Here is a 19,119-nt window from a genome sequence, read left to right as displayed (position 1 = left end):
TCCGACGGGTGGTCAGATCTGTGCGGTGATCTCGCCGGCCGCGCGGGCGCCGGAGGCCACCGCGGCGTTCAGGGTGGCGTTGTCCACGTCGGTGTGCTCGCCCGCGAAGTGGATCCGGCCCTCCTGGACGGCCTCGTAGCCCGCGAACGAGGTGTACTGGCCGACCTTGTAGTAGTGGTAGGCGCCCAGGTGCCAGGGGTCGAGCGACCAGTGGTCCTCGTAGGCCCGGCCGTTGTAGGCGGCCGTGGTGCCGGGGAGGACGTGCTCGATCTGGGCCAGGAAGGAGTTCACGTCAGCGGCCGGGGCCGGGCCGTGGGCCGCGCCGGTGAGGCGGTCCCGGGCGCCGTCGCCGCCGGGGAAGTTGACCAGCAGGGCCGGGGCGCCGGTCTCGCCCGACTGCACCGAGCCGTCCCAGGCGGTCTGGTAGCCGAGCGGGCCGGTGTTGGAGATCCCGTTGCAGCCGAGCGCGGGCCAGGTCTTCCGGGTCAGCTGGGTGACCAACTTGCCGTTCTGGCCCATCCCCTGCTGCCGGATCGCGGTCAGCTTGAGTGGGGACAGCTGGGCCCTGGACAGGTCGACCCTGCGCAGCATGCTGAACGGCAGTGCCAGCACCAGGTGGTCGGCCGGGACCGAGACGGTGCTGCCGCAGTGGTCGAAGGTGCAGGTGTAGCTGCCGTCGCCGTTCCGGACCACGGCGATCAGCTCGTAGCCCTGCTTGACCGCACCTGCGGGCAGCTGGCCGACCATGCCGGTCACCAACTGGTCGTTGCCGCCGACCAGGTGGTACTTCTCGTCGAAGCCGCCGCCCGCGCCGAAGATGCTGGAGGCGCCCAGGAAGCCGATCATGTTCAGCGCGGAGGACTGCCCGGGCTCGCCGCCCGACTGCAGCTGGAGCGACTGGATCAGCTGCCCGAGCCGGGAGTTCGCGGGGAGGCCGATCTCGGCGAGGTAGTCCAGGCAGGAGAGCTGGTCGAGCCGACGGGCCTCGGCGGTGTGGTTGTCGTAGCGCGGGGTGCCGATGGCCCGGTAGGAGGCGCTGAAGGCGTCGAAGGCGCCGGCCGCCCAGTCGTCCTGCTGCTGCTCGCCGTTGTAGAGCGAGTCGTTGACCCAGCCCGCGTAGTCGCCGGAGTCCAGCGCGCCGCCGTTGGCGTACTCGCGTTGCAGGCCCAGGCTGTTGGCCAGGTTGAGCACGGCCTTGTCGGTGGAGCTGATGAACGAGCCGCCGTGCTCGCTGACCTGGCCGCCGGCGAAGAAGCCGCGCAGTGACCAGCAGCGGCCGCCGAGGTGGGTGGTGTCCGCCTCGTAGACGGTCGCCGCGATCGGCCTGCCCCGGTTCCACAGCTGGTGGGCGCAGCGGAGCCCGGCCAGCCCGGCCCCGACGATCACCACCCTGGGTGCGGTGGCCGCGGCGGCCCGGGACGGGGCGAGCAGCCCGGCGGGTACGGTGGCGGCGGCGAGTGCGCCGGCGCTGCCCAGCAGCCGGCGGCGGCTCAGCCCGGGCTCGGTACGGGCGGCTCGTCCGGCCTGTTCGGCCTGTTCGCCGACGACCTCGGCGACGGGCATCCGGCGGCGCCGGGCCTCGCCGTGCGCGGCGAAGACCGCCCGCAGCGGAGCGGGCAGGCCGGCCCGGTCGCCGCCGGGGGAGCCGGTGCGGGTCGCGGGCAGGCCGGTGGGTACGCGGTCCATGTGGTGCCTCTTCTCGGAGGGATGACTTCCCTGCGGCAGACGTGGGGGTGCCGGCAGGTGCAGACAGGTCGGAGAGGCTCGCGCGGCGGCATGGCGCCCGACGCGTTTTCGAGTTGATGGGGAGTGAAGCGCTCGCGCACCACTGTTGTCAACGGTGTTGCGCACCTTGGCACGGTGCCCGGCCCCCGGGTCGGACCCGCCGTCACGCCTCCCGGACGGCCGCCGCCCGCTGCTCGATCGCGGTGATCAGGGCCTCGACCCTGGCGTGGAAGATCTGATCGTGGGTCACCTCGGCCAGCTCCCGGCCCAGCCCCGCGATGTTCGGGAAGCCCTCGGCGTCGACCAGGCGGTACTCGCGGCTCCAGGAGGACTCGTCACCGGCCCTGACCTCGGGATCGAAGAGCAGGTAGGCGGCCCGCTGGCCGACGTAGGCCAGCAGCGAGTCGCCGACCATCCGGTAGTGCACCGCCGCGTCGACGCCGTCCAGCCCCGCCTCCCGGACGGCCCCGAGGATCAGCTCGACCACCCGGAACTCGTTGGTGCGCCGGGTGGTCCGGCTGGCCATCGCCGAGCTGACGGCCGGGTACTTCAGCGCGACGGCCAGCGAGCCGTCGGCCAGTGCGCGCAGCCGTCCCTTCCAGTCGAGCCCGGCCGGGATGCTGTCCAGCACCTCGCCCAAGGTCCGGTCGGCGACGGAGAGCAGCAGCTCGTCCTTGTCGCGGTAGTGCCGGTAGATCGCGGTCGGATCGGCGCCGAGCTCTTCGCCGAGCCGGCGGACGGTGAAAGCGTCGGCACTTCCTCGGGCGGCGATCCGCAGACTGGCGTCGATGATCGCTTCGGGGGTGAGCTGGGCGCCAACGCGCTTGCTACGGGCAGGAGTCACAGGTGGCTTCGACATGGTGTCCCCAGTGTATCGATGTGCCCACGAGTTGGCGCAACACCGTTGACAACAGTGTTGCGCTGCCGTTCACTCCTCCTCAACAACACGCCGTGCGGGCCAGCCCCGCCGAGGGGGAGTTCCGTTGACGACACAGGGCACACCAGGGCAGCACGGGCGGCGGGCGGACACCGTCTTCGTCGGCGGGCGGGTCTTCACCGCCACCGGCCCCGAGCCGATCGAGGCGGCGGTGGCGGTGACCGACGGCCGGATCGTCGCGGTGGCCGACGAGGCGGCCGTCCGGCTGCTGGTGGACCGGGACACCGAGGTGGTCGACCTGGCCGGCGGCCTGCTGGTGCCCGGCTTCCAGGACGCCCACGTGCACCCGGCGGTGGCCGGTGTGCAGATGCTGCGCTGCGACCTGTCCGCCGAGCGCTCGGTCGAGGGCTACCTGGCGGTGGTCGCCGCCTACGCCGAGGCGCACCCCGACAAGCCGTGGATCTGCGGCGGCGGCTGGTCGATGGACGTCTTCCCCGGCGGCGTCCCGACCCGCGCGATGCTCGACGCCGTGGTGCCCGACCGGCCGGTGCTGCTCACCAACCGGGACGGCCACGGCGCCTGGGTCAACACGGCGGCGCTGCGGCTCGCGGGCGTCGACCGGGACACCCCCGACCCGGCGGACGGCCGGATCGAGCGGGAGGCGGACGGCAGCCCGGCCGGCACCCTCCAGGAGGGCGCGATGGACCTGGTCGCCGACCACGTCCCGGTCGCGACGCCGGACGAGGCGCACGCCGGACTGCTGGTGGCCCAGGAGCACCTGTTCTCGCTCGGGGTGACCAGCTGGCAGGACGCGATGATCGGCGCCTTCCCCGGCAACCCCGACAACTACCCGGTCTACCTGCGGGCGGCGGCGGACGGCTCGCTCAAGGCCCGGGTGGTCGGCGCGCTCTGGTGGGACCGCGAACGCGGCCTGGAGCAGCTGCCCGAGCTGGTGGAGCGCCGCCGGGGCGGCCGGGTGGGCCGGTTCGCCGCCACCACCGTGAAGATCATGCAGGACGGCATCGCGGAGAACTTCACCGCCAGCATGCTGGAGCCCTACCTGGACGGCTGCGGCTGCCCGACCCAGAACACCGGGCTGACCTTCGTCGGCCCCGAGGTGCTCACCGAGGCGGTCCGCGCGCTGGACGCGGCCGGCTTCCAGGTGCACTTCCACGCCCTCGGCGACCGCGCCGTCCGGCAGGCCCTGGACGCGTTGGCCGCCGCCCGGGCGGCCAACGGCCCGAGCGACAACCGCCACCACCTGGCGCACCTCCAGGTGATCCACCCCGACGACCTGCCCCGGTTCGCCGAGCTCGGCGCGGGCGCCAACATCCAGGCGCTGTGGGCCGCGCACGAGCCGCAGATGGACGAGCTGACCATCCCGTTCCTGGGCCCCGAACGCGCCGCCTGGCAGTACCCGTTCGGCGACCTGCAGCGGGCCGGTGCCCGGCTGGTGGCCGGCAGCGACTGGTCGGTGAGCAGCCCCAACCCGCTCTGGGGCATCCACGTCGCGGTCAACCGGGCCGTACCGCTCGACGCCCCCAACGCCTCGGACGACCGCAAGCCGCGCGAGCCGTTCTACCCCGAGCAGGCCCTGACGCTCGCTCAGGCGCTGACCGCCTACACGGCGGGCAGCGCCTGGGCCAACCACCTGGACGACGTCACCGGAACGGTCGAGGTCGGCAAGTACGCGGACCTGGTCGTGCTGGACCGCGACCCCTTCGAGCACCCGGCCGAGGAGATCGGCCTCACCCGGGTGCTGCGCACCTACCTGGACGGCCGAGCGGTCTTCACCGCCACCTCCTGACCGCCCCTCCCCCCACGAAGGACCCCCATGAGACCTCGCAGCCTCCTCGCCGCCGTCACCCTGGCCACCGCGCTGGCCGCCGGCGGGTGCAGCGGCACCGCCAAGCAGGCCGACGGCACCGGCGCCGGCTGGCAGTTGACCGACACCACCCCTGCGGCCGCCGGTGGGCTGGACTCGTTCACCTGGTCGCTGTTCGGCGAGCCGACCACGATCGACTACGCCTACGCGTTCGACTTCCCGCCGAACCAGATCCTCGCCAACGTCTGCGAGAGCCTGCTGCGTTGGAACCCGGACCTGACCAGCTCGCCGAACCTGGCCAGCTCGTACAGCAATCCGACGCCGACCAGCTGGGTCTACCAGATCCGGCCGAACGTCAAGTTCCACGACGGCACCGTGCTCACCGCGGACGACGTGGTCGCCTCGCTCCGGCGCAACCTGGACCCGGAGGTGGGCAGCGTCTGGGGCAACCAGTACCGCAACGTGGAGACGATCGGGCGGACCGGTCCGCTGGAGGTCACCGTCACGCTGAAGGCACCCGACTCCACCTTCAACAAGTACCTGGGCGCCGGCCCCGGCGTGATCGAGTCGGCCGCCACACTGGCCAAGGCGGGCAAGGACTACGGCAGTCCGGCCGGCGGGGTGAACTGCACCGGGCCGTTCTCCTTCGACACCTGGACCTCCGGGCAGTCGCTGACCCTCAAGCGGTTCGACGACTACTGGAACCCGCAGCTCAAGGCGAAGTCCGCGCAGGCGAAGTTCGTCTTCCTGGCCGACCCGACCACCCGGGTGAACGCGTTCCGCACCGGCGAGGTGGACGGCGGCTGGATGGTGCCGGCGGGCGCGTACGCGCAGTTGAGGTCCACGCCGGGCGGCGCGCTCTACTTCGGCCAGAACACAACCGTCGCCACCGAGGTAGTCAACAACCTCAAGGGCCCGCTCGGCGACGCCCGGGTGCGGCAGGCGCTGCTGATGGCGGTGGACCGCAGGGGCATCGTCAAGGCCGGGGCCGGCGGGGTCGGCGAGGTGGCCGACTCCCTGGTGACGGCGAACAACTGGAACGGCGCACCGGGCGCGGCCGACCTGCTCAAGGCACTGCCCGACTACCCGTACGACCCCGCGAAGGCCAAGGCGCTCGCCGCCGAGGCCGGGGTGAACGGCCAGAAGGTGGTGATCGCGACCAGCCCGCTGGACTCGCAGACCACCATCATCACTCAGGCCGTCGCCCAGGCCGCGACCGCGATCGGGCTCAAGCCCGAGATCGACACCATCGCGGCGGACAAGTACACCGCACTGTTCACCGACGCGGCCGCGCGCGAGGGCATCGACCTGTTCCTGACCTTCTGGTACACCTCGATCACCGACCCGCTGGACATGTACAGCTCGCTGCGCACCGACGCGTTCAGCAACTACGGCGGCTGGTCCGACCCGAAGTTCGACGCGGCCGTGGACAGGGCCGTCGGCACCTACGACCCGGCCGCGCACGCCGCCGCCACCGCGGAGGCCCAGCAGATCGCGATGACCCAGCTGCCCTGGCTGCCGCTGTACACCGAGCCGGTCAGCGTCTTCCTCGGCAAGAAGATCACCGGCGTCAAGCCGTCGATCGCCTACCTGTACTACCCGTGGGCCGCCGAGATCGGCGCCAAGGGATGACCCCCGCCTCCGCCCTCCGGGCGGCCGGGTCGGCGGCGCGCAGGCTGCTGGGGATGGCGGTGACCCTGCTGGTCACCTCGTTTTTGGTGTTCTCCTCGCTCTACCTGGCCCCCGGCGACCCGGCGAGCTTCCTGGTCAAGGGCCGCAGCGCGAGCCCGCAGGAACTGCTGGCGATCCGTCAGCAGTACGGCTTCGACGACCCGTTCCCGGTCCGCTACTGGCACTGGCTGGAGGGCGTGCTGCACGGCGACCTCGGCCGGTCGTACCTGTTCCACCAGAGCGTCGGCGAGGTGCTGGCGGCCCGGCTGCCGGCCACCCTGCTGCTGGTGGGGGTGGCGGCGCTGCTGATCGCCGTGCTGGGCGTCGGCGCCGGGATCGTCGGCGCGCTGCGGCGCGGCACCCGGACCGGCTCGGCCGTGCTGCTGCTGGTGACGGTCGGCGCCGCGGTGCCCTCCTTCGTCGCCGCGATCGTGCTGCGCTCCGTGCTCGGGGTCCAGCTCGGCTGGTTCCCCACCATCGGCAACGGCACCGACCTGCTGGACCGGCTGCACCACGTCGCGCTGCCCGCGATCGCGCTGTCGATCACCTTCATGGCCCTGGTCACCCGGGTCACCCGGTCCTCGATGCTCGACGAACTGCGGCGTGAGCACGTCGAGGTGGCGCTCAGCCGGGGCCTGCCCCGGCGGACCGTGATCCGGCGGCACGTGCTGCGCAACGCGCTCGGCCCGATCGTCACGGTGGGCGGCCTGCTGGTCTCGGGGATGCTGGTCAGCACCGCGATCGTGGAGACCGCGTTCGGCATGTCGGGCATCGGCTCGCTGCTGGTCCAGTGCGTGGACCAGCTGGACTTCCAGGTCGTCCAGGCGATCGTGCTGCTGGTGGTGGCGGCCTTCGTGGTCGTCAACACCATGGTGGACCTGGTCCATCCGCTGATCGACCCGCGCGTGCGCGCGGCCGGAGGAGCCCGGTGAACATCTCGACCTCCCCGCTCGGCAGCCCGCTCGGCGCGCTGCGCCGGATCGGCGGCGGCCCGTCGGCCCGACTGAGCACCGTGGTGCTGGCCCTGTTCGTGCTGGTCGCGGTGTTCGCACCGTGGCTCGCCCCGCAGGACCCGACCTACGGCGAACTGGGCAACAACTTCGCCGGTCCAGGACCCGACCACTGGCTCGGCACCGACGGCGGCGGCCACGACACCTTCTCGGCGCTGATCGAGGGGACCCGGACCAGCCTGGTCGGCCCACTGGCCGTGGTGGTGTTCGCCACCCTCGGCGGCATCGCGGTGGGACTGTTCACCGCCTGGCGCGGCGGCTGGGTCGACACGGTGGTGGGCAGGGTGCTGGACGTCCTGTTCGCCTTCCCGGCCCTGCTGCTGGCGATCCTCGCGGTCGCGCTGTTCGGCAAGGGGCTGACCGCCCCGGTGTTCGCGATGGCGATCGCCTACCTGCCGTACACCGCCCGGCTGGTGCGCGGCCTGACCGCGCAGGAGAAGGTCCGGCCGTACATCGCCGCCTACCGGGTGCAGGGACACTCGGCGGTGTTCGTCGCGCTGCGCCGGCTGCTGCCCGGCATCATGCCCACGGTGCTGGCCCAGTCCACGGTCAACTTCGGCTACGCGCTGCTCGACCTGGCCGCGCTGTCCTTCCTCGGGCTCGGCGTCCAGCCGCCGACCCCCGACTGGGGAGCCATGATCAACCAGGGCCAGGCCGCCGTCCTGCAGGGGGAGCCGCTGTCCGCGATCGTCCCGGCCGTCGCGGTCGTGCTGGTCGTGGTCGCCTTCAACGTCGTCGGGGAACACCTCGGCGACCGGCTCGCCGGGAGGGAATCCTGATGCCGATTCTTGCGTACGAGGCGCTCGACGTCGCCCTGCCGGGGATGGCCCGGCCGATCCTGGACGGCGTCAGCCTGAGCGTGGCCGAGGGCGAGGCGGTCGCGCTGGTGGGGGAGTCCGGATCGGGCAAGTCGCTGACCGCCAGGGCCGCGCTCGGCCTGCTGCCGGCCGGTGCCCGGGTCGGCGGCCAGGTCCGGGTCGCCGGACATGAGTTGATCGGCGCGGATGCCGACACCCTGCGCGCGGTGCGGACCGGCGAGGCGTCCATGATCTTCCAGGACCCACGGGCCGGCATCAACCCGGTGCGCCGGGTCGGTGACTTCCTCACCGAACAGCTCCGGCTGGTCGGCGGCCGGTCCAGGGCCGAGGCGGAGCGGCGCGCGCTCGAACTGCTCGGCGCCGTCGGCCTGCCCGACCCGCCCCGGCACCTGCGCCAGTACCCGCACCAGATGTCCGGCGGCATGCTGCAACGCGTCATGATCGCCGGAGCACTGACCGCCGAACCCCGCCTGCTGCTCTGCGACGAACCCACCACCGCCCTGGACGTCACCACCCAGGCCGAGATCATGGCGATCCTGCGCCGGCTGCAACAGGAGCAGGGCCTCGGCCTGCTGCTGATCACCCACGACCTCGACCTGGCCGCCGCCACCTGCGACCGGATCTACGTGATGTACGCCGGGCGGATCGTCGAGACCGGCACCGCCGCCGAGCTGCTGGTCGCGCCCCGACACCCTTACACCGCAGGGCTGTTGGGCTCCTCGCCGCCGCTGCACGGCCCGCTCTCCCGGCTGCTGCCGATCCCCGGTACGCCGATGAGCCTGGCGCAGAGCGCACCCGGCTGCGCCTTCTTCGATCGCTGCCGGTTCGCCCGGCCCGGGCGCTGCGACCAGGCGGTGCCCGCGTTGATCCCGGTGGGGCCCGCGCTGGTCGCCTGCCACCGGGTGGACGAACTCGCCGACCCAGCCGCCCAGGAGAACCGTTGACCACCGACCCCGGCCCGCTGCTCCAGGTGAGCGGCCTGCGCAAGACCTACCCCTCCGGCGGGACCCAGGTGGTCGCGGTCGACGACCTGTCCTTCGCGCTGCGTCCCGGTGGCGCCCTCGGCATCGTCGGGGAGTCCGGCTCCGGCAAGACCACCACCGCCCGGATGCTGGTCGGCCTGGAGCGGCCGGACCAGGGCGAGATCCTGGTCCAGGGCACCCCGCTCGCCGCCCGGGTGCGCGGGCGGACGGCCCGGCTGGCCCGGGCCAAGGCGGTGCAGATCGTCTTCCAGGACCCGTACCTCTCGCTGGACGCCAGGATCGGCATCGGCGCCACGGTGGACGGCGTGCTGCGCCTGCACGGCTCGCACTCCGCCCAGGCCCGGGCGGCCCGGGTGCGCGAGCTGCTCGCCCAGGTCGGCCTCGGTGACCGGGAGGCCGCCGCACTGCCCCGCCAGCTCTCCGGCGGTCAGCGCCAACGCGCCGCCATCGCCCGGGCGTTGGCCGTCGAGCCGGCCGTCCTGGTGCTGGACGAGGCGGTGTCGGCCCTGGACGTCTCGGTACAGGCCCAGGTGCTCAACCTGCTCGCCGACATCCGGCGCGACACCGGCATCGGCCTGGTCTTCGTCAGCCACGACCTGGCCGTGGTGCGGTACGTCTGCGACGAGGCGCTGGTGATGTACCGCGGCCGGACCGTGGAGCACCAGCCGGTCACCGACCTGCTGACCACGCCGCACCACCCGTACACCCGGCTGCTGTTGGCGTCGGTCCCGCACCCCGGGTGGGACCCCGAGGCGATCGGCGGGCAGCGCCGCGGACTCGCGGCGGCCGGGTAGCGGTGCGGAGCCCCCTGGCCGGGGGCTCCGCCGCTGCGGTGACGAACTAGACGTCCGTCAACGCACCGAGCCCCAGCGTGCGCAGCGTGTGGTTCGCCATCTGGAGGTGGCCCACGGCGTTGGGGTGCGCCGGGTCGTCGAGCCAGGGGATCGGGTCGGCGCCGGCGGGGAACCGGGCCAGCCAGTGCGCCTCGTGGTCCACCAGCAGGGCGCCCGTGTCCCGCGCGATCTCCCGGACGGCCCGGCAGTAGGCGGGCAGTTCGGCCCGGGCGGCCCGGCCGCTCATGCTGGTCAACACGGGGGTGTGCAGCACGATCTGGGCCCCGTCGGCCCGGGCGACGATGGCCCGCAGGTCGGCGTGGAAGACGTCGAGCCCGGCGAGCCCGGCCCGCGCGTCGTTGGTGCCGAGCGAGATCGACAGCACGTCCGGGGCGAACCGGCCGATCAGGTGGTCGTAGCTGCCGAGCACGTCCTTGGCGCACCAGGCGGAGACGCCGGAGTTGACGACGATGTCGGTCAGCCGGTCCAACTGCCAGCGGATCCGCTCGTGGAGGTGCTCCACCCAGCCGCGGGCGCCGTAGGTGTGCTGCACGGCCTGGGTGATGCTGTCACCGGCCGCCACCCAGGTCATCGGCCTCGCCGACAGCTCGATCACGTGATCATCCCCTGCTCCTCGGGGTGCGCCCGGTCCGGCGCACGGACGTCATTCGATCACGACGGTGCGCGGGGCGGCTACGACCGGGCGCGGTCCGGCCGCCGGGCGGAGAGCTGCAGGCCGAGGTCCAGCAGGCTCAGGCCGAACATCAGGACGCCGAGCGGCAGGTGGACCGACGGTAGGTGCGCGACGCCCAGGACGACCTGGAGCGAGGCGAGCACGAGGAAGCCGGTGGAGTACAGGATCGGCCGGGGCGACCCGCCGCCCGGCTTCCAGGCCAGCACCGCGGCGAGCACGTAGAGCATCGACGCGCCGTACATCACGCGTGCGCCCACGCTGTGCAGCGTCTCGCCGTAGGAGGTGGAGAGCAGCAGCCCGGCGGTGCTCGCCTGGAAGAGGATGGCCAGGGTCTGCAGCGCGACCGAGACCTGCACGAAGGTGGTCCGGGTCGGTCCGGCCGTCGTCTGGGCGCCCATGATGCGGTCCCCGTTCTGCCTCGCGGCGGTGGATCAGTAGTGTCTCGGTAGTCCGACGACGCAGGCCCGTGAAATGTCAGGCGAGGCGTCGGGAACCGGGGCGGACGAGCAGAGCCGGGGGAGCAGTCGCAGCATGAGCACCACCACCGAGGCAGGGCACGACCGTCCGGAGCCGGACCTGAGCGTGATCGTCGGCGAGCGGCGGCACCTGACCAACCTCGCCTACCGGCTGCTGGGTTCGCTGGCCGAGGCCGAGGACGCCGTGCAGGAGACCTACGCCCGCTGGTACGCGATGTCGGGGCCGCAGCAGCGGGCCATCGACTCGCCCGGTGCCTGGCTGACCACGGTGGCCGGCCGGATCTGCCTGGACCAGCTCGGCTCGGCCCGGGCCCGGCGGGAGCGGTACGTCGGCGAGTGGGTGCCCGAGCCGCTGCCCGACCGGACGGAGTGGTTCAGTGGCCGGGAGAGCGGCGACGGCGCCGACCCCGCCGACCGGAACACCCTGGACGAGTCGGTGAACATGGCGTTCCTGATCGTCCTGGAGTCGATGACGCCGGCCGAGCGCGTGGCGTTCATCCTGCACGACGTCTTCCGCTACTCCTTCGGCGAGGTCGCCGAGATCGTCGGCCGGACGCCGGCCGCCTGCCGGCAGCTGGCCTCCTCGGCCCGCCGCCGGGTCGCCGACGCGCGGGTTCCGGCGGTGCCGGCGGCCGGGCAGGCCGTTCTGGTACGGCACTTCAAGGAGGCGTGGGAGGCCCGGGACATCAGGGCCCTGGTCGGCCTGCTGGCCCCGGACGCCACGATGACGGCCGACGGCGGCGGCCTGGTCGGTGCCGCCCTCCGTCCGGTCGAGGGCAGCGAGCGGATCGCCCGGTACCTGATCACCATCGCCGACCGGGCGCCCGGGCTGACCTTGCTGGAACGGACCGTCAACGGCCTGCCCGGCCTGGTCGCCCAGCACTCGGGCAGCACCGTGACCGTGGCGGCCATCGGAATCGCCGACGGCCGGGTCGCCCGGATCTGGGCGGTCCGCAACCCGGAGAAGCTCGGCGCGTGGACCGTGGACGGCGCGAGCTGACCCTGTGCCAGGTCCGGGGCGCGGGCCGGTGCCTGGCGGCGGGCCGGGTCGCCCCGATCGGCAGCCCCGGGTCACCCGGGAGGGCGAAGGTCGGGCGCCGGTCGGCGCCGTCGGCACGGTCCGGGTGGGCCGCCGGGCATAGCTTCGTGGACGAACGTGGACGCCGACCCGCGGCGCCCGCGCCCGTCCTGATGGAGACCCCATGCGGATCCCCGCCACCCTGGCCGTCGCGCTGACGGCCGCTCTCGTCCCCGTCACCGCCCTGGCCGCGCCGTCCCCGCAGCCTGCTCCGCCGTACGCCCGCGACCTGGCCGTGACGGTCGCCGCGCCCGACCCGGCCGCGCCGCCCGGCGCCACCGTGCCGTTCACCGTGGTGGTCTGCAACCACGGTACCGAGACGCCGCAGACGCCGGCCACCCTGGTGGTCAACGGGCCGCCGGACGAGGGCATGCAGCTCTCCCCGGAGTCCGGCGAGGCCACCGACGGCGGCTGGAACTGGATCCGGCTCCCGGTCGCCCAGGGGCTCCAGCCGAACCAGTGCAGCTACGTCAAGCTGCGCTCACGCACCATCAGCGGCCTGCCGGGCCCCAAGAGTTACCCCGGCGGCACCGCCGAGGTCAGCTGGGACGGTGAGCAGAACCCGGCCGACAACCTCGCCACCTGGACCTCGGAGATCTCCGCCCCGGTCACCGGCGCCTACCTCTCACTGGCCCGGCCGCCGCTGCCGGCCGCCCCGGGCAACCCGGCCGACTTCGAGGTCGAGGAGCGCAACCTCGGCCCGTCCACCGACTACCCGTGGCGCGGCCGCCTGGTCGCCCAACTGCCGCCGGGATCGACGTTCCTGAGCTCGGCGCCGGAGTCGCAGCCGTGCGAGTTCTCGGTCGACGGCACGACCGCGATCTGCCCGGACTCCGTCGGCAGCACCTGGGCCTGGCTGAACCGGGGCTTCGCCGTCCGGATCAGCCCCTCCGCCCCGCACGGCGGCACGGTCACCGCCACCCTGACGTACGAGGCCCCGGCCGACCCCGTGCCGCACGCCTTCGTCCTGAAGGTGGACATCCCGGTGCTGTGACGTCCGGTCCGCCCGCCCTCGCCCGGGCAGGCGGGCGGACCATCCGTCAGCGGGCCGGCCGGGCGCGTTCCACGGCCGGCCGGGAGAGCACCGTGACGGCGAGCGAGACCGCGGCGACGACCGTGATCACGGCAGCCGGGGCGAGGTACTGGGCGGCGCCGCCGGCGAGTGCGGCACCGAGCCCCTGCCAGGTCATCCGGCCCGCCGACTCGACCCCCTGGACCTGGCCGCGCACCGGATCGGGGGTGAGCGCCAGCAGCTGCTCCTGCAACGGGAGGGTGGCCGCGAAGCCGGCACTCGCGACGAACACCGCGACCGTCAGCACCACCGTCGGCGGGTGCAGCACGAACAGCAGGTACGGGACGGCGAGCAGCAGCCGCAGGGCGAAGGCGGAGCGCCGTCGCTGCTCGGCGGTGAGCAGCCGGCCGACGGCCAGGTCGCCGAGCAGCAGGCCGGCCGACCCGGCCGCCAGCAGGGTGCCCGCCCGGTCCGGCGCGTAGGAGAGGAACAGCGCCTCGCAGCCGACCACGAGGCCGTTGGGGATCCAGAGGTTCACCAGCAGCACCCGCTGCCCCGGGGACGAGAAGAGCGCGACGTTGGTGGTCCAGGTCCGCCGCAGCCCGGGGCGCCGGGTCAGCCGGATCGAGTGCTCCCGGACGGTGGCCGCCACCGTGACCAGTCCGAGCGCGGTCAGGACCGAGGCCAGACCGAAGACCTGGTAGGGACCCAGCTGCCGCAGCAGCGCGGCCCCGAGGGCGAATCCGACCACGGCCGTCCCGCCCGAGGTGATGTTCATCAGCGAACGGGCCGGCGCGTAGGCCGAGTCCGGTACCACCTCGGCCAGCAGCCCCAGCCGGGTGCCCGTCCCCAGCGACTGGAAGAACCCCAGCACCAGCAGCAGCCCGAACCGTCCGGCCAGCGGCAACCCCGGTATCGCCTGCGCGGCGACGCCGAGCAGCGTGAGGCAGTGGAGCACGACGAGGGTACGGCGCGGGCGCCGGCCGTCCGCCACCGACATCAGCGTCAACGCCCCGAGCACGGCGGCGAACGTGGCGCCGTACATGCTCACGGCCGTCAGGAACGGCGAGTGGGTCTGCCGGCTGACCAGGGTGCCGAGGGCGAAGCCCGACAGGGTGGTGGCGGCGCCGGTCAGGGCGAAACCGGCGTACAGGCCGGTGAACTCGGTGATGCGGAGCAGGTCACGGTAGCCGGTGACGGCGGGCGCCACGGGCGCAGAGGTGTGGGAGGACATGAAAAAAGCCTCCGCGCACCCACCACCCGGGCGCGTCCGAAGGCCAACACCGTGATTTTAGCATCCCTGCGGGGCAACCGTGCGTCGGGTGCACCGAACTGACGGGAGGTCCGCCGCCGGGGTCGGGCCACCCCGGGACTGGCCGTCGCGGGTCCGGACCGGCATCGCTACCCTGATCAGCGGTGTTGTGCCGACGAAAGGAACTGCGATGGGATTCAAGCGTTTGCTGGCCGGGCTCGGCGCCGGGGGCGCCTCGGTCGAGACGGTCCTCGCGGACCCGAACGTGCTGCCCGGCGGCACGTTGCGCGGCGAGGTCCGGATCCAGGGCGGCAAGGTCGACCAGACGATCGAGGGGCTGACCCTCGGCCTGCAGGCCCGGGTGGAGGTGGAGGGCGGCGACAGCGAGCACCACCAGGACATCCGCTTCCAACAGCACCGCCTGGGCGGGGCGTTCGAGCTGAAGGAGGGCGCGCTGCACGTGGTGCCGTTCGCCTTCCAGGTGCCGTACGAGACCCCGGTGACGGCGGTCGGCGGGCAGCAGCTGCGCGGCATGGTGCTCGGCGTGCACACCGAGCTGGCGATCGACCGGGCGGTCGACGCCGGTGACCTGGACCCGATCGCGGTGCACCCGCTGCCGGTGCAGCAGGGCATCCTGGACGGCTTCGGGCGGCTCGGGTTCCGCTTCAAGGGCGCGGACCTGGAGCGTGGTCAGATCCGGAACACCCGTCAGCGGCTGCCGTTCTACCAGGAGATCGAGTTCTTCGCCGCACCGCAGTACCCGGGGCTGACCCAGGTCGAGCTGTCCTTCGTCGCGGACGAGCACGCGGTGGACGTGGTGCTGGAGATGGACAAGCGCGGCGGCCTGTTCACCGAGGGCTCCGACACCTTCCGCTCCTTCACCGTCCCCCACGGCGAGGCGGCCGGCACCGACTGGGCCGACTACCTGCACCAGTGGCTGCACTCGGTGGGCGGCCGCCGCGGCTGGCTCTGACCCGACCACCGCCGACAGCCCCTAGCGGCGGCAGGAGGCGGCCAGGATCAGGATCATCACCAGGAGCCCCACCAGTTGGGCGCAGCCGACGGCCCTGTTCGGGTTCCTGCGGTCGGTCTCGACCTGGCCGCCGGGGAAGATCTCGGGGTGCCTGGCGGTGTAGTGCTCGGTCTGCTGCCGCTCGACCTGGGACTCGGTGAGCCACCCGGTCCGGAATCCGCACTCGCCGCACCAGTAGCGGTAAGCCATGTCGACTCCTCCTGTCCTGCGCGGGATGCCGCCCCCGACGGGCGGTGCCGGCCGGGCCGGTTCCGATCGTGGGGTCCTCGCCGTCCGGTGGACAGGACAGCGGACCGGCCAGCTGTGGCCGGTGGTCGGATAGGCTCTCCGGAGGCCGGGTTCGTGGGCGAAGGGGGCTACGTGACAGACCAGTTGGGCACGCTGCTGCGCAGGCTCAGGGCCGAGGCGGGGCTGACGCAGGAGGAGGCGGCCGAGCGGTCCAAGCTGAGCGTCCGCACCATCCGCCGGCTGGAGACCGGCACGGCCACCGATCACCGGCTGGGGACCGTGAACCAGTTGGCGGACGCCCTGGAGGTCGGGCCCGAGGACCGGCAGCGCCTGGCGGCCCTGCTGGCGGGGGCCGCCGGTGCACCCGGCCCCGACCCGTCGGTACCGGTCACCGAACCGCTTCCCGGCCCGCCGCCGCCCGTCCGGGGAGCGCTCGCGGAGGCCGCCGAGGAACTGGCCAGGGAGGTACGCCGCCGGTGGCAGCGCGAGGAGGAGCACCGCCGGGTGCAGGACCCGTTCCCGCTGCCGGTGCGGTGGCGGACGGCGCCCCCGGACCTGACGGACCATGAGGAGAACATCCAGCGCCTGCCGGCCGGGGCCGGTGCCGGTGCTCCCCGGATGGATCTGACGGGTGATCTGCGCGGCGTGGCCGAGGTCTACCGGGGCGTTCCGTCCGGGCGGATGGTGATCCTGGGCCGGGCCGGCTCGGGCAAGTCGATCCTGACGATCCGGTTCCTACTGGACCAGCTGGCGGCCCCGGCCCCCGCCGACCGGGTGCCGGTGATCTTCAGCATCGGCTCCTGGGACCCGACGGCCGACGGGCTGCGGGACTGGCTGGTGGACCGGCTGCTCCGGGACCACCCGTACCTGACCCGCAGGGTCCCCAGCGGTTCGACGCTGGCCGCGGCCCTGGTCGACGCCGACCTGGTCCTCCCGGTGCTGGACGGGTTCGACGAGATCGCCGAGGGCCTGCGCAAGGAGGCCCTGGAGGCGCTCAACGGTGTCTCGATGCCGCTGGTGCTGACCAGCAGGCGGGACGAGTTCGCCGACGCGGTCAGCGCTGCCCGGGCACCCCTGCTCTGGGCGGCGGGCGTCGAACTCACCGACCTGACCCTGGACGACCTGGCGGCCTACCTGCCGCGGACCGCCCGTCCGGCCGCGCACGGCACCGGCGGACCCGGGGCGGTCTGGGACCTCGTACTGAAGGAACTGCGCAGCGGAACGAGCCGGGGGAGCGTGAACCTCGCCCGGGTCCTGAGCACCCCGCTGATGGTGGTGCTGGCCCGCACGATGTACAGCGAGACGCCCGAGCTGGATCCGGCGGAACTGCTGGACACCGCACGGTTCCCCACCGCGCACGCCCTCGAACAGCACCTGCTGGCGGGTTTCGTGCCGTCGGTCTACCGGCGCCGGGCCCCCGACCGCGCCGACCGGGGGCGGCCGCGGAACTGGGACCCGGCGCGTGCCGAGCGCTGGCTCGGCTACCTGGCCCACCACATGGCCCGGGCCGACCGGGAGCAGCAGGACCTGGCCTGGTGGCGGATCGGCGACTCGCTCGGGCGCTCGACCCGCCTGCTGGCCGTCGTGCTGGTCTCCGGCCTGTGCGTCGCGGTGTCCGGCTGGGTGGTGGGCCTGTTCGCCTATCAGGTCACCTCGGGGGACATGCTGTTGGTGGGCGCCCTGATGGGACCGACCGCCGGCCTGGCCTTCGGGGCCGTGCACCTGGTCATCGGCAGGTTCGGCCACCGGGCCTTCGAGCCGACCCAGGTACGGCTGCGGATGCCCGGCGCGGGCAACGGGATCGGCCGCAGACCGCTGCGGACCTTCGCCGCCCGGTTCACGACCGTCCTGCTGGGCGGGTTCGTGATCGGTGTCGGGTGTGCGTGCGCCCTGACCCTGGACCGGGTGTTCTTCATCGAGCTGCCGGTCACGGCGGAGCTGGTCGAGGGCACGCTGATCAACATGCTGGCGTTCGGCATGATCTTCGGGTCGAGTGCCGGGCTGGTCTTCGGCCTGCTGGCCGCGCTGGAGGCACCCCTGGACATCGCCTCGGCGGCCACCCCGGGCAGCCTGCTGTCGTCCAACCGGGCCACCGTGCGGCGGCAGACCCTGGTGCTCGCACCGCTGCTCACCCTCACGGTCGCGTTCGGCGGGCGGATCGTCGTCAGCCTGCTCCAGCCGCTGGTCGGCCCGCTGAACTGGGGGCTGGACGACGGGCTGTTCATCGGAGCGGTGGGCGGGCTCGGCGGTGCGCTCTCGTACGCGCTCTCCTTCACCGCCTGGGGCCAGTGGGTGACCCTGTCCCGGATCTGGCTGCCGCTGACCGGCCGGCTGCCCTGGGACACGGCCGCCTTCCTGGAGGACGCCTACCGGCGCGGGGTGCTCCGCCAGACCGGCGCGGTCTACCAGTTCCGCCACATCCGGCTGCAGCACCACCTCGGTCAGCTGTTCCGCCGGAGCGAGGCCGGCTACGCGCCGGCCACGCTCCGGCGGAACGTCGAGGGGTGGGCCGACTGACCGTCGGACGCCGGGTCAGCCGGCGGCGAGGGCCCGCTCCAACCGGGGCATGTAGTCCACCAGGTCCTGGGCCCAGCAGCCGCTGTTGTGGTCACCGTTGCACTGGGTGCCCCAGCCCGCGCCGTTGCCGTAGGCCACGTAGTAGTAGGGCAGCCCGAGTGCGTCCAGCGAGTCCTTGACGTGCTTGTTCGCCCCCTCGACCCAGAACTCCGGGCTGAGCGGGTTGCCGTTGCCGCTGCCGGTGTAGATCGAGATGCCCATGCCCGCCAGCCTGCTCACGTGCGAGGCGGGGTCGGCCTCGTTCCAGAGCCGGTCGATGTTGAACACGGGGTAGGGCGAGCCGAACAGGGCGTCGCTCGACACGGCGGGCGTGTAGGCGCCCTGGCAGTCGCCTGAGCTGCAGAAGCCGCCGGGGGCGTTGGTCAGCGAGGCGACCACGGCCATCCGCAGGTCCATCGAGGCCGCCGACAGGTCGATGTCCCCCGACAACGAGCCGACCTGGCTGAACAGTTCGGGGCGGCGCTGGGCGTAGTGCATGGCGCCGAAGCCGCCCATCGAGATGCCGGCGACGGCGCGGCCCTGCTTGGTCGCGACGGTGCGCAGGTTGGCGTCGATGAACGGGATCACCTGGTCGAGGTGGAAGGTCTCCCAGTTCTGCGCACCGGCGGGGGTGTTCTGGTCACGCCAGTTGGAGTACCAGCCGCGCGCACCGCCGTCCGGGACGACCGTGATCACCGAGGAGCTGTGCAGGGCGGGGTAGGTCTGGTTGACCGGGCTGTCCGGTGAGCCGTGCAGGAAGTACAGCACCGGGTAGCGCTTCGTCGGGTTCGACCAGTAGCCGTCCGGCAGGATGATCTTGATGGGGTGCGGCTTGGCGACCTGGGCCGTGGTCACGGTGACCACGAAGTCGGTGGCCGTCCCGGTGGAGCCGACCTGGGTCAGACCCTGACCGTCCGTCAGGACCGGTGGGGCCGAAGGGTCGGCCTGCGCGGACGGCGCGGCCAGTGTGATCACGGCGAGGGCCGCGGCGGCGACGACCGCCTTGGCCCGCAGGCGCCAGCCGGGCAGTGGTGAGCTCATCAAGGGT

The 19,119-nt window shown here is 73.2% G+C and carries 17 protein-coding genes; 10 read left to right on the top strand and 7 right to left on the bottom strand.

Annotated features, from left to right (window positions below; all coding sequences use genetic code 11):
* Positions 1-12: 12 nt before the first annotated feature.
* Both ACIRPK_RS00270 and ACIRPK_RS00265 read right to left on the bottom strand, forming a co-directional pair.
* Positions 13-1,686: a flavin monoamine oxidase family protein gene (locus ACIRPK_RS00270; RefSeq protein ID WP_403030705.1), complete on the bottom strand. Its 1,674-nt coding sequence runs from the start codon at positions 1,684-1,686 to the stop codon at positions 13-15.
* Positions 1,687-1,888: 202 nt separating this feature from the next.
* Positions 1,889-2,584 carry a TetR/AcrR family transcriptional regulator gene (locus ACIRPK_RS00265; protein WP_403030702.1) on the bottom strand — a complete coding sequence of 232 codons (696 nt, stop codon included), beginning with the start codon at positions 2,582-2,584 and terminating at the stop codon, positions 1,889-1,891.
* 124 nt (positions 2,585-2,708) lie between these two features.
* On the opposite strand from ACIRPK_RS00265, the gene ACIRPK_RS00260 reads away from it, so the two are divergent.
* Genes ACIRPK_RS00260 through ACIRPK_RS00235 form a run of 6 tightly spaced genes read left to right on the top strand, consistent with a single transcriptional unit; the run spans position 2,709 to position 9,703 of the window.
* Positions 2,709-4,409: an amidohydrolase gene (locus ACIRPK_RS00260; protein WP_403030700.1), complete on the top strand. Its 1,701-nt coding sequence runs from the start codon at positions 2,709-2,711 to the stop codon at positions 4,407-4,409.
* Between the two features lie 27 nt (positions 4,410-4,436).
* Complete coding sequence (locus ACIRPK_RS00255) at positions 4,437-6,059, top strand: ABC transporter substrate-binding protein (protein WP_403030698.1); 1,623 nt, start codon at positions 4,437-4,439, stop codon at positions 6,057-6,059.
* Positions 6,056-7,030 (top strand): ABC transporter permease, encoded by a 975-nt coding sequence (locus tag ACIRPK_RS00250; protein WP_403030695.1) that lies wholly within the window; start codon positions 6,056-6,058, stop codon positions 7,028-7,030. Before ACIRPK_RS00255 ends, ACIRPK_RS00250 begins: the two co-directional genes overlap by 4 nt.
* Positions 7,027-7,887, top strand: coding sequence for an ABC transporter permease (locus ACIRPK_RS00245; protein ID WP_403030692.1), 861 nt, complete (start codon positions 7,027-7,029; stop codon positions 7,885-7,887). The genes ACIRPK_RS00250 and ACIRPK_RS00245 overlap by 4 nt, the downstream gene beginning before the upstream one ends.
* Entirely contained in the window at positions 7,887-8,870 is a 984-nt protein-coding gene (locus ACIRPK_RS00240) for an ABC transporter ATP-binding protein (protein ID WP_403030689.1), read from the top strand. The genes ACIRPK_RS00245 and ACIRPK_RS00240 overlap by 1 nt, the downstream gene beginning before the upstream one ends.
* Positions 8,867-9,703, top strand: a complete 837-nt coding sequence (locus ACIRPK_RS00235) for an ATP-binding cassette domain-containing protein (RefSeq protein ID WP_403030686.1) — start codon at positions 8,867-8,869, stop codon at positions 9,701-9,703. The genes ACIRPK_RS00240 and ACIRPK_RS00235 overlap by 4 nt, the downstream gene beginning before the upstream one ends.
* Positions 9,704-9,749: 46 nt before the next feature.
* Here ACIRPK_RS00235 and ACIRPK_RS00230 read toward each other — a convergent pair whose 3' ends face one another.
* Positions 9,750-10,358, bottom strand: a complete 609-nt coding sequence (locus ACIRPK_RS00230) for an SGNH/GDSL hydrolase family protein (RefSeq protein ID WP_403030683.1) — start codon at positions 10,356-10,358, stop codon at positions 9,750-9,752.
* A 77-nt stretch (positions 10,359-10,435) separates the two neighbouring features.
* Positions 10,436-10,834 (bottom strand): hypothetical protein, encoded by a 399-nt coding sequence (locus ACIRPK_RS00225; protein WP_403030681.1) that lies wholly within the window; start codon positions 10,832-10,834, stop codon positions 10,436-10,438.
* Between the two features lie 133 nt (positions 10,835-10,967).
* Here ACIRPK_RS00225 and sigJ point away from each other — a divergent pair, with 133 nt between their 5' ends.
* Together sigJ and ACIRPK_RS00215 are read left to right on the top strand one after the other, a co-directional pair.
* Positions 10,968-11,912, top strand: coding sequence for an RNA polymerase sigma factor SigJ (gene sigJ / locus ACIRPK_RS00220; RefSeq protein WP_403030678.1), 945 nt, complete (start codon positions 10,968-10,970; stop codon positions 11,910-11,912).
* 202 nt (positions 11,913-12,114) lie between these two features.
* Positions 12,115-12,984: a hypothetical protein gene (locus tag ACIRPK_RS00215; RefSeq protein ID WP_403030676.1), complete on the top strand. Its 870-nt coding sequence runs from the start codon at positions 12,115-12,117 to the stop codon at positions 12,982-12,984.
* 46 nt (positions 12,985-13,030) lie between these two features.
* Here the strand turns inward: ACIRPK_RS00215 and ACIRPK_RS00210 are convergent, their stop codons facing one another.
* Positions 13,031-14,236 (bottom strand): MFS transporter, encoded by a 1,206-nt coding sequence (locus tag ACIRPK_RS00210; RefSeq protein WP_403030673.1) that lies wholly within the window; start codon positions 14,234-14,236, stop codon positions 13,031-13,033.
* A 208-nt stretch (positions 14,237-14,444) separates the two neighbouring features.
* Between ACIRPK_RS00210 and ACIRPK_RS00205 the strand changes: the two genes are divergently transcribed.
* Positions 14,445-15,227 carry a sporulation protein gene (locus ACIRPK_RS00205; RefSeq protein ID WP_403030670.1) on the top strand — a complete coding sequence of 261 codons (783 nt, stop codon included), beginning with the start codon at positions 14,445-14,447 and terminating at the stop codon, positions 15,225-15,227.
* A 21-nt stretch (positions 15,228-15,248) separates the two neighbouring features.
* Here the strand turns inward: ACIRPK_RS00205 and ACIRPK_RS00200 are convergent, their stop codons facing one another.
* Entirely contained in the window at positions 15,249-15,476 is a 228-nt protein-coding gene (locus ACIRPK_RS00200) for a hypothetical protein (protein ID WP_403030667.1), read from the bottom strand.
* 171 nt (positions 15,477-15,647) lie between these two features.
* Here ACIRPK_RS00200 and ACIRPK_RS00195 point away from each other — a divergent pair, with 171 nt between their 5' ends.
* Entirely contained in the window at positions 15,648-18,032 is a 2,385-nt protein-coding gene (locus ACIRPK_RS00195; protein WP_403030664.1) for a helix-turn-helix domain-containing protein, read from the top strand.
* Between the two features lie 15 nt (positions 18,033-18,047).
* Here ACIRPK_RS00195 and ACIRPK_RS00190 read toward each other — a convergent pair whose 3' ends face one another.
* Complete coding sequence (locus tag ACIRPK_RS00190; protein WP_403030661.1) at positions 18,048-19,112, bottom strand: alpha/beta hydrolase; 1,065 nt, start codon at positions 19,110-19,112, stop codon at positions 18,048-18,050.
* Positions 19,113-19,119: the final 7 nt, after the last annotated feature.

The organism is Kitasatospora sp. NPDC101801 (assembly GCF_044766665.1).
GTDB lineage: Bacteria > Actinomycetota > Actinomycetes > Streptomycetales > Streptomycetaceae > Kitasatospora.
Note: the sequence above shows the minus strand (reverse complement) of the source record. Positions and strands in the feature narration are given on the sequence as shown.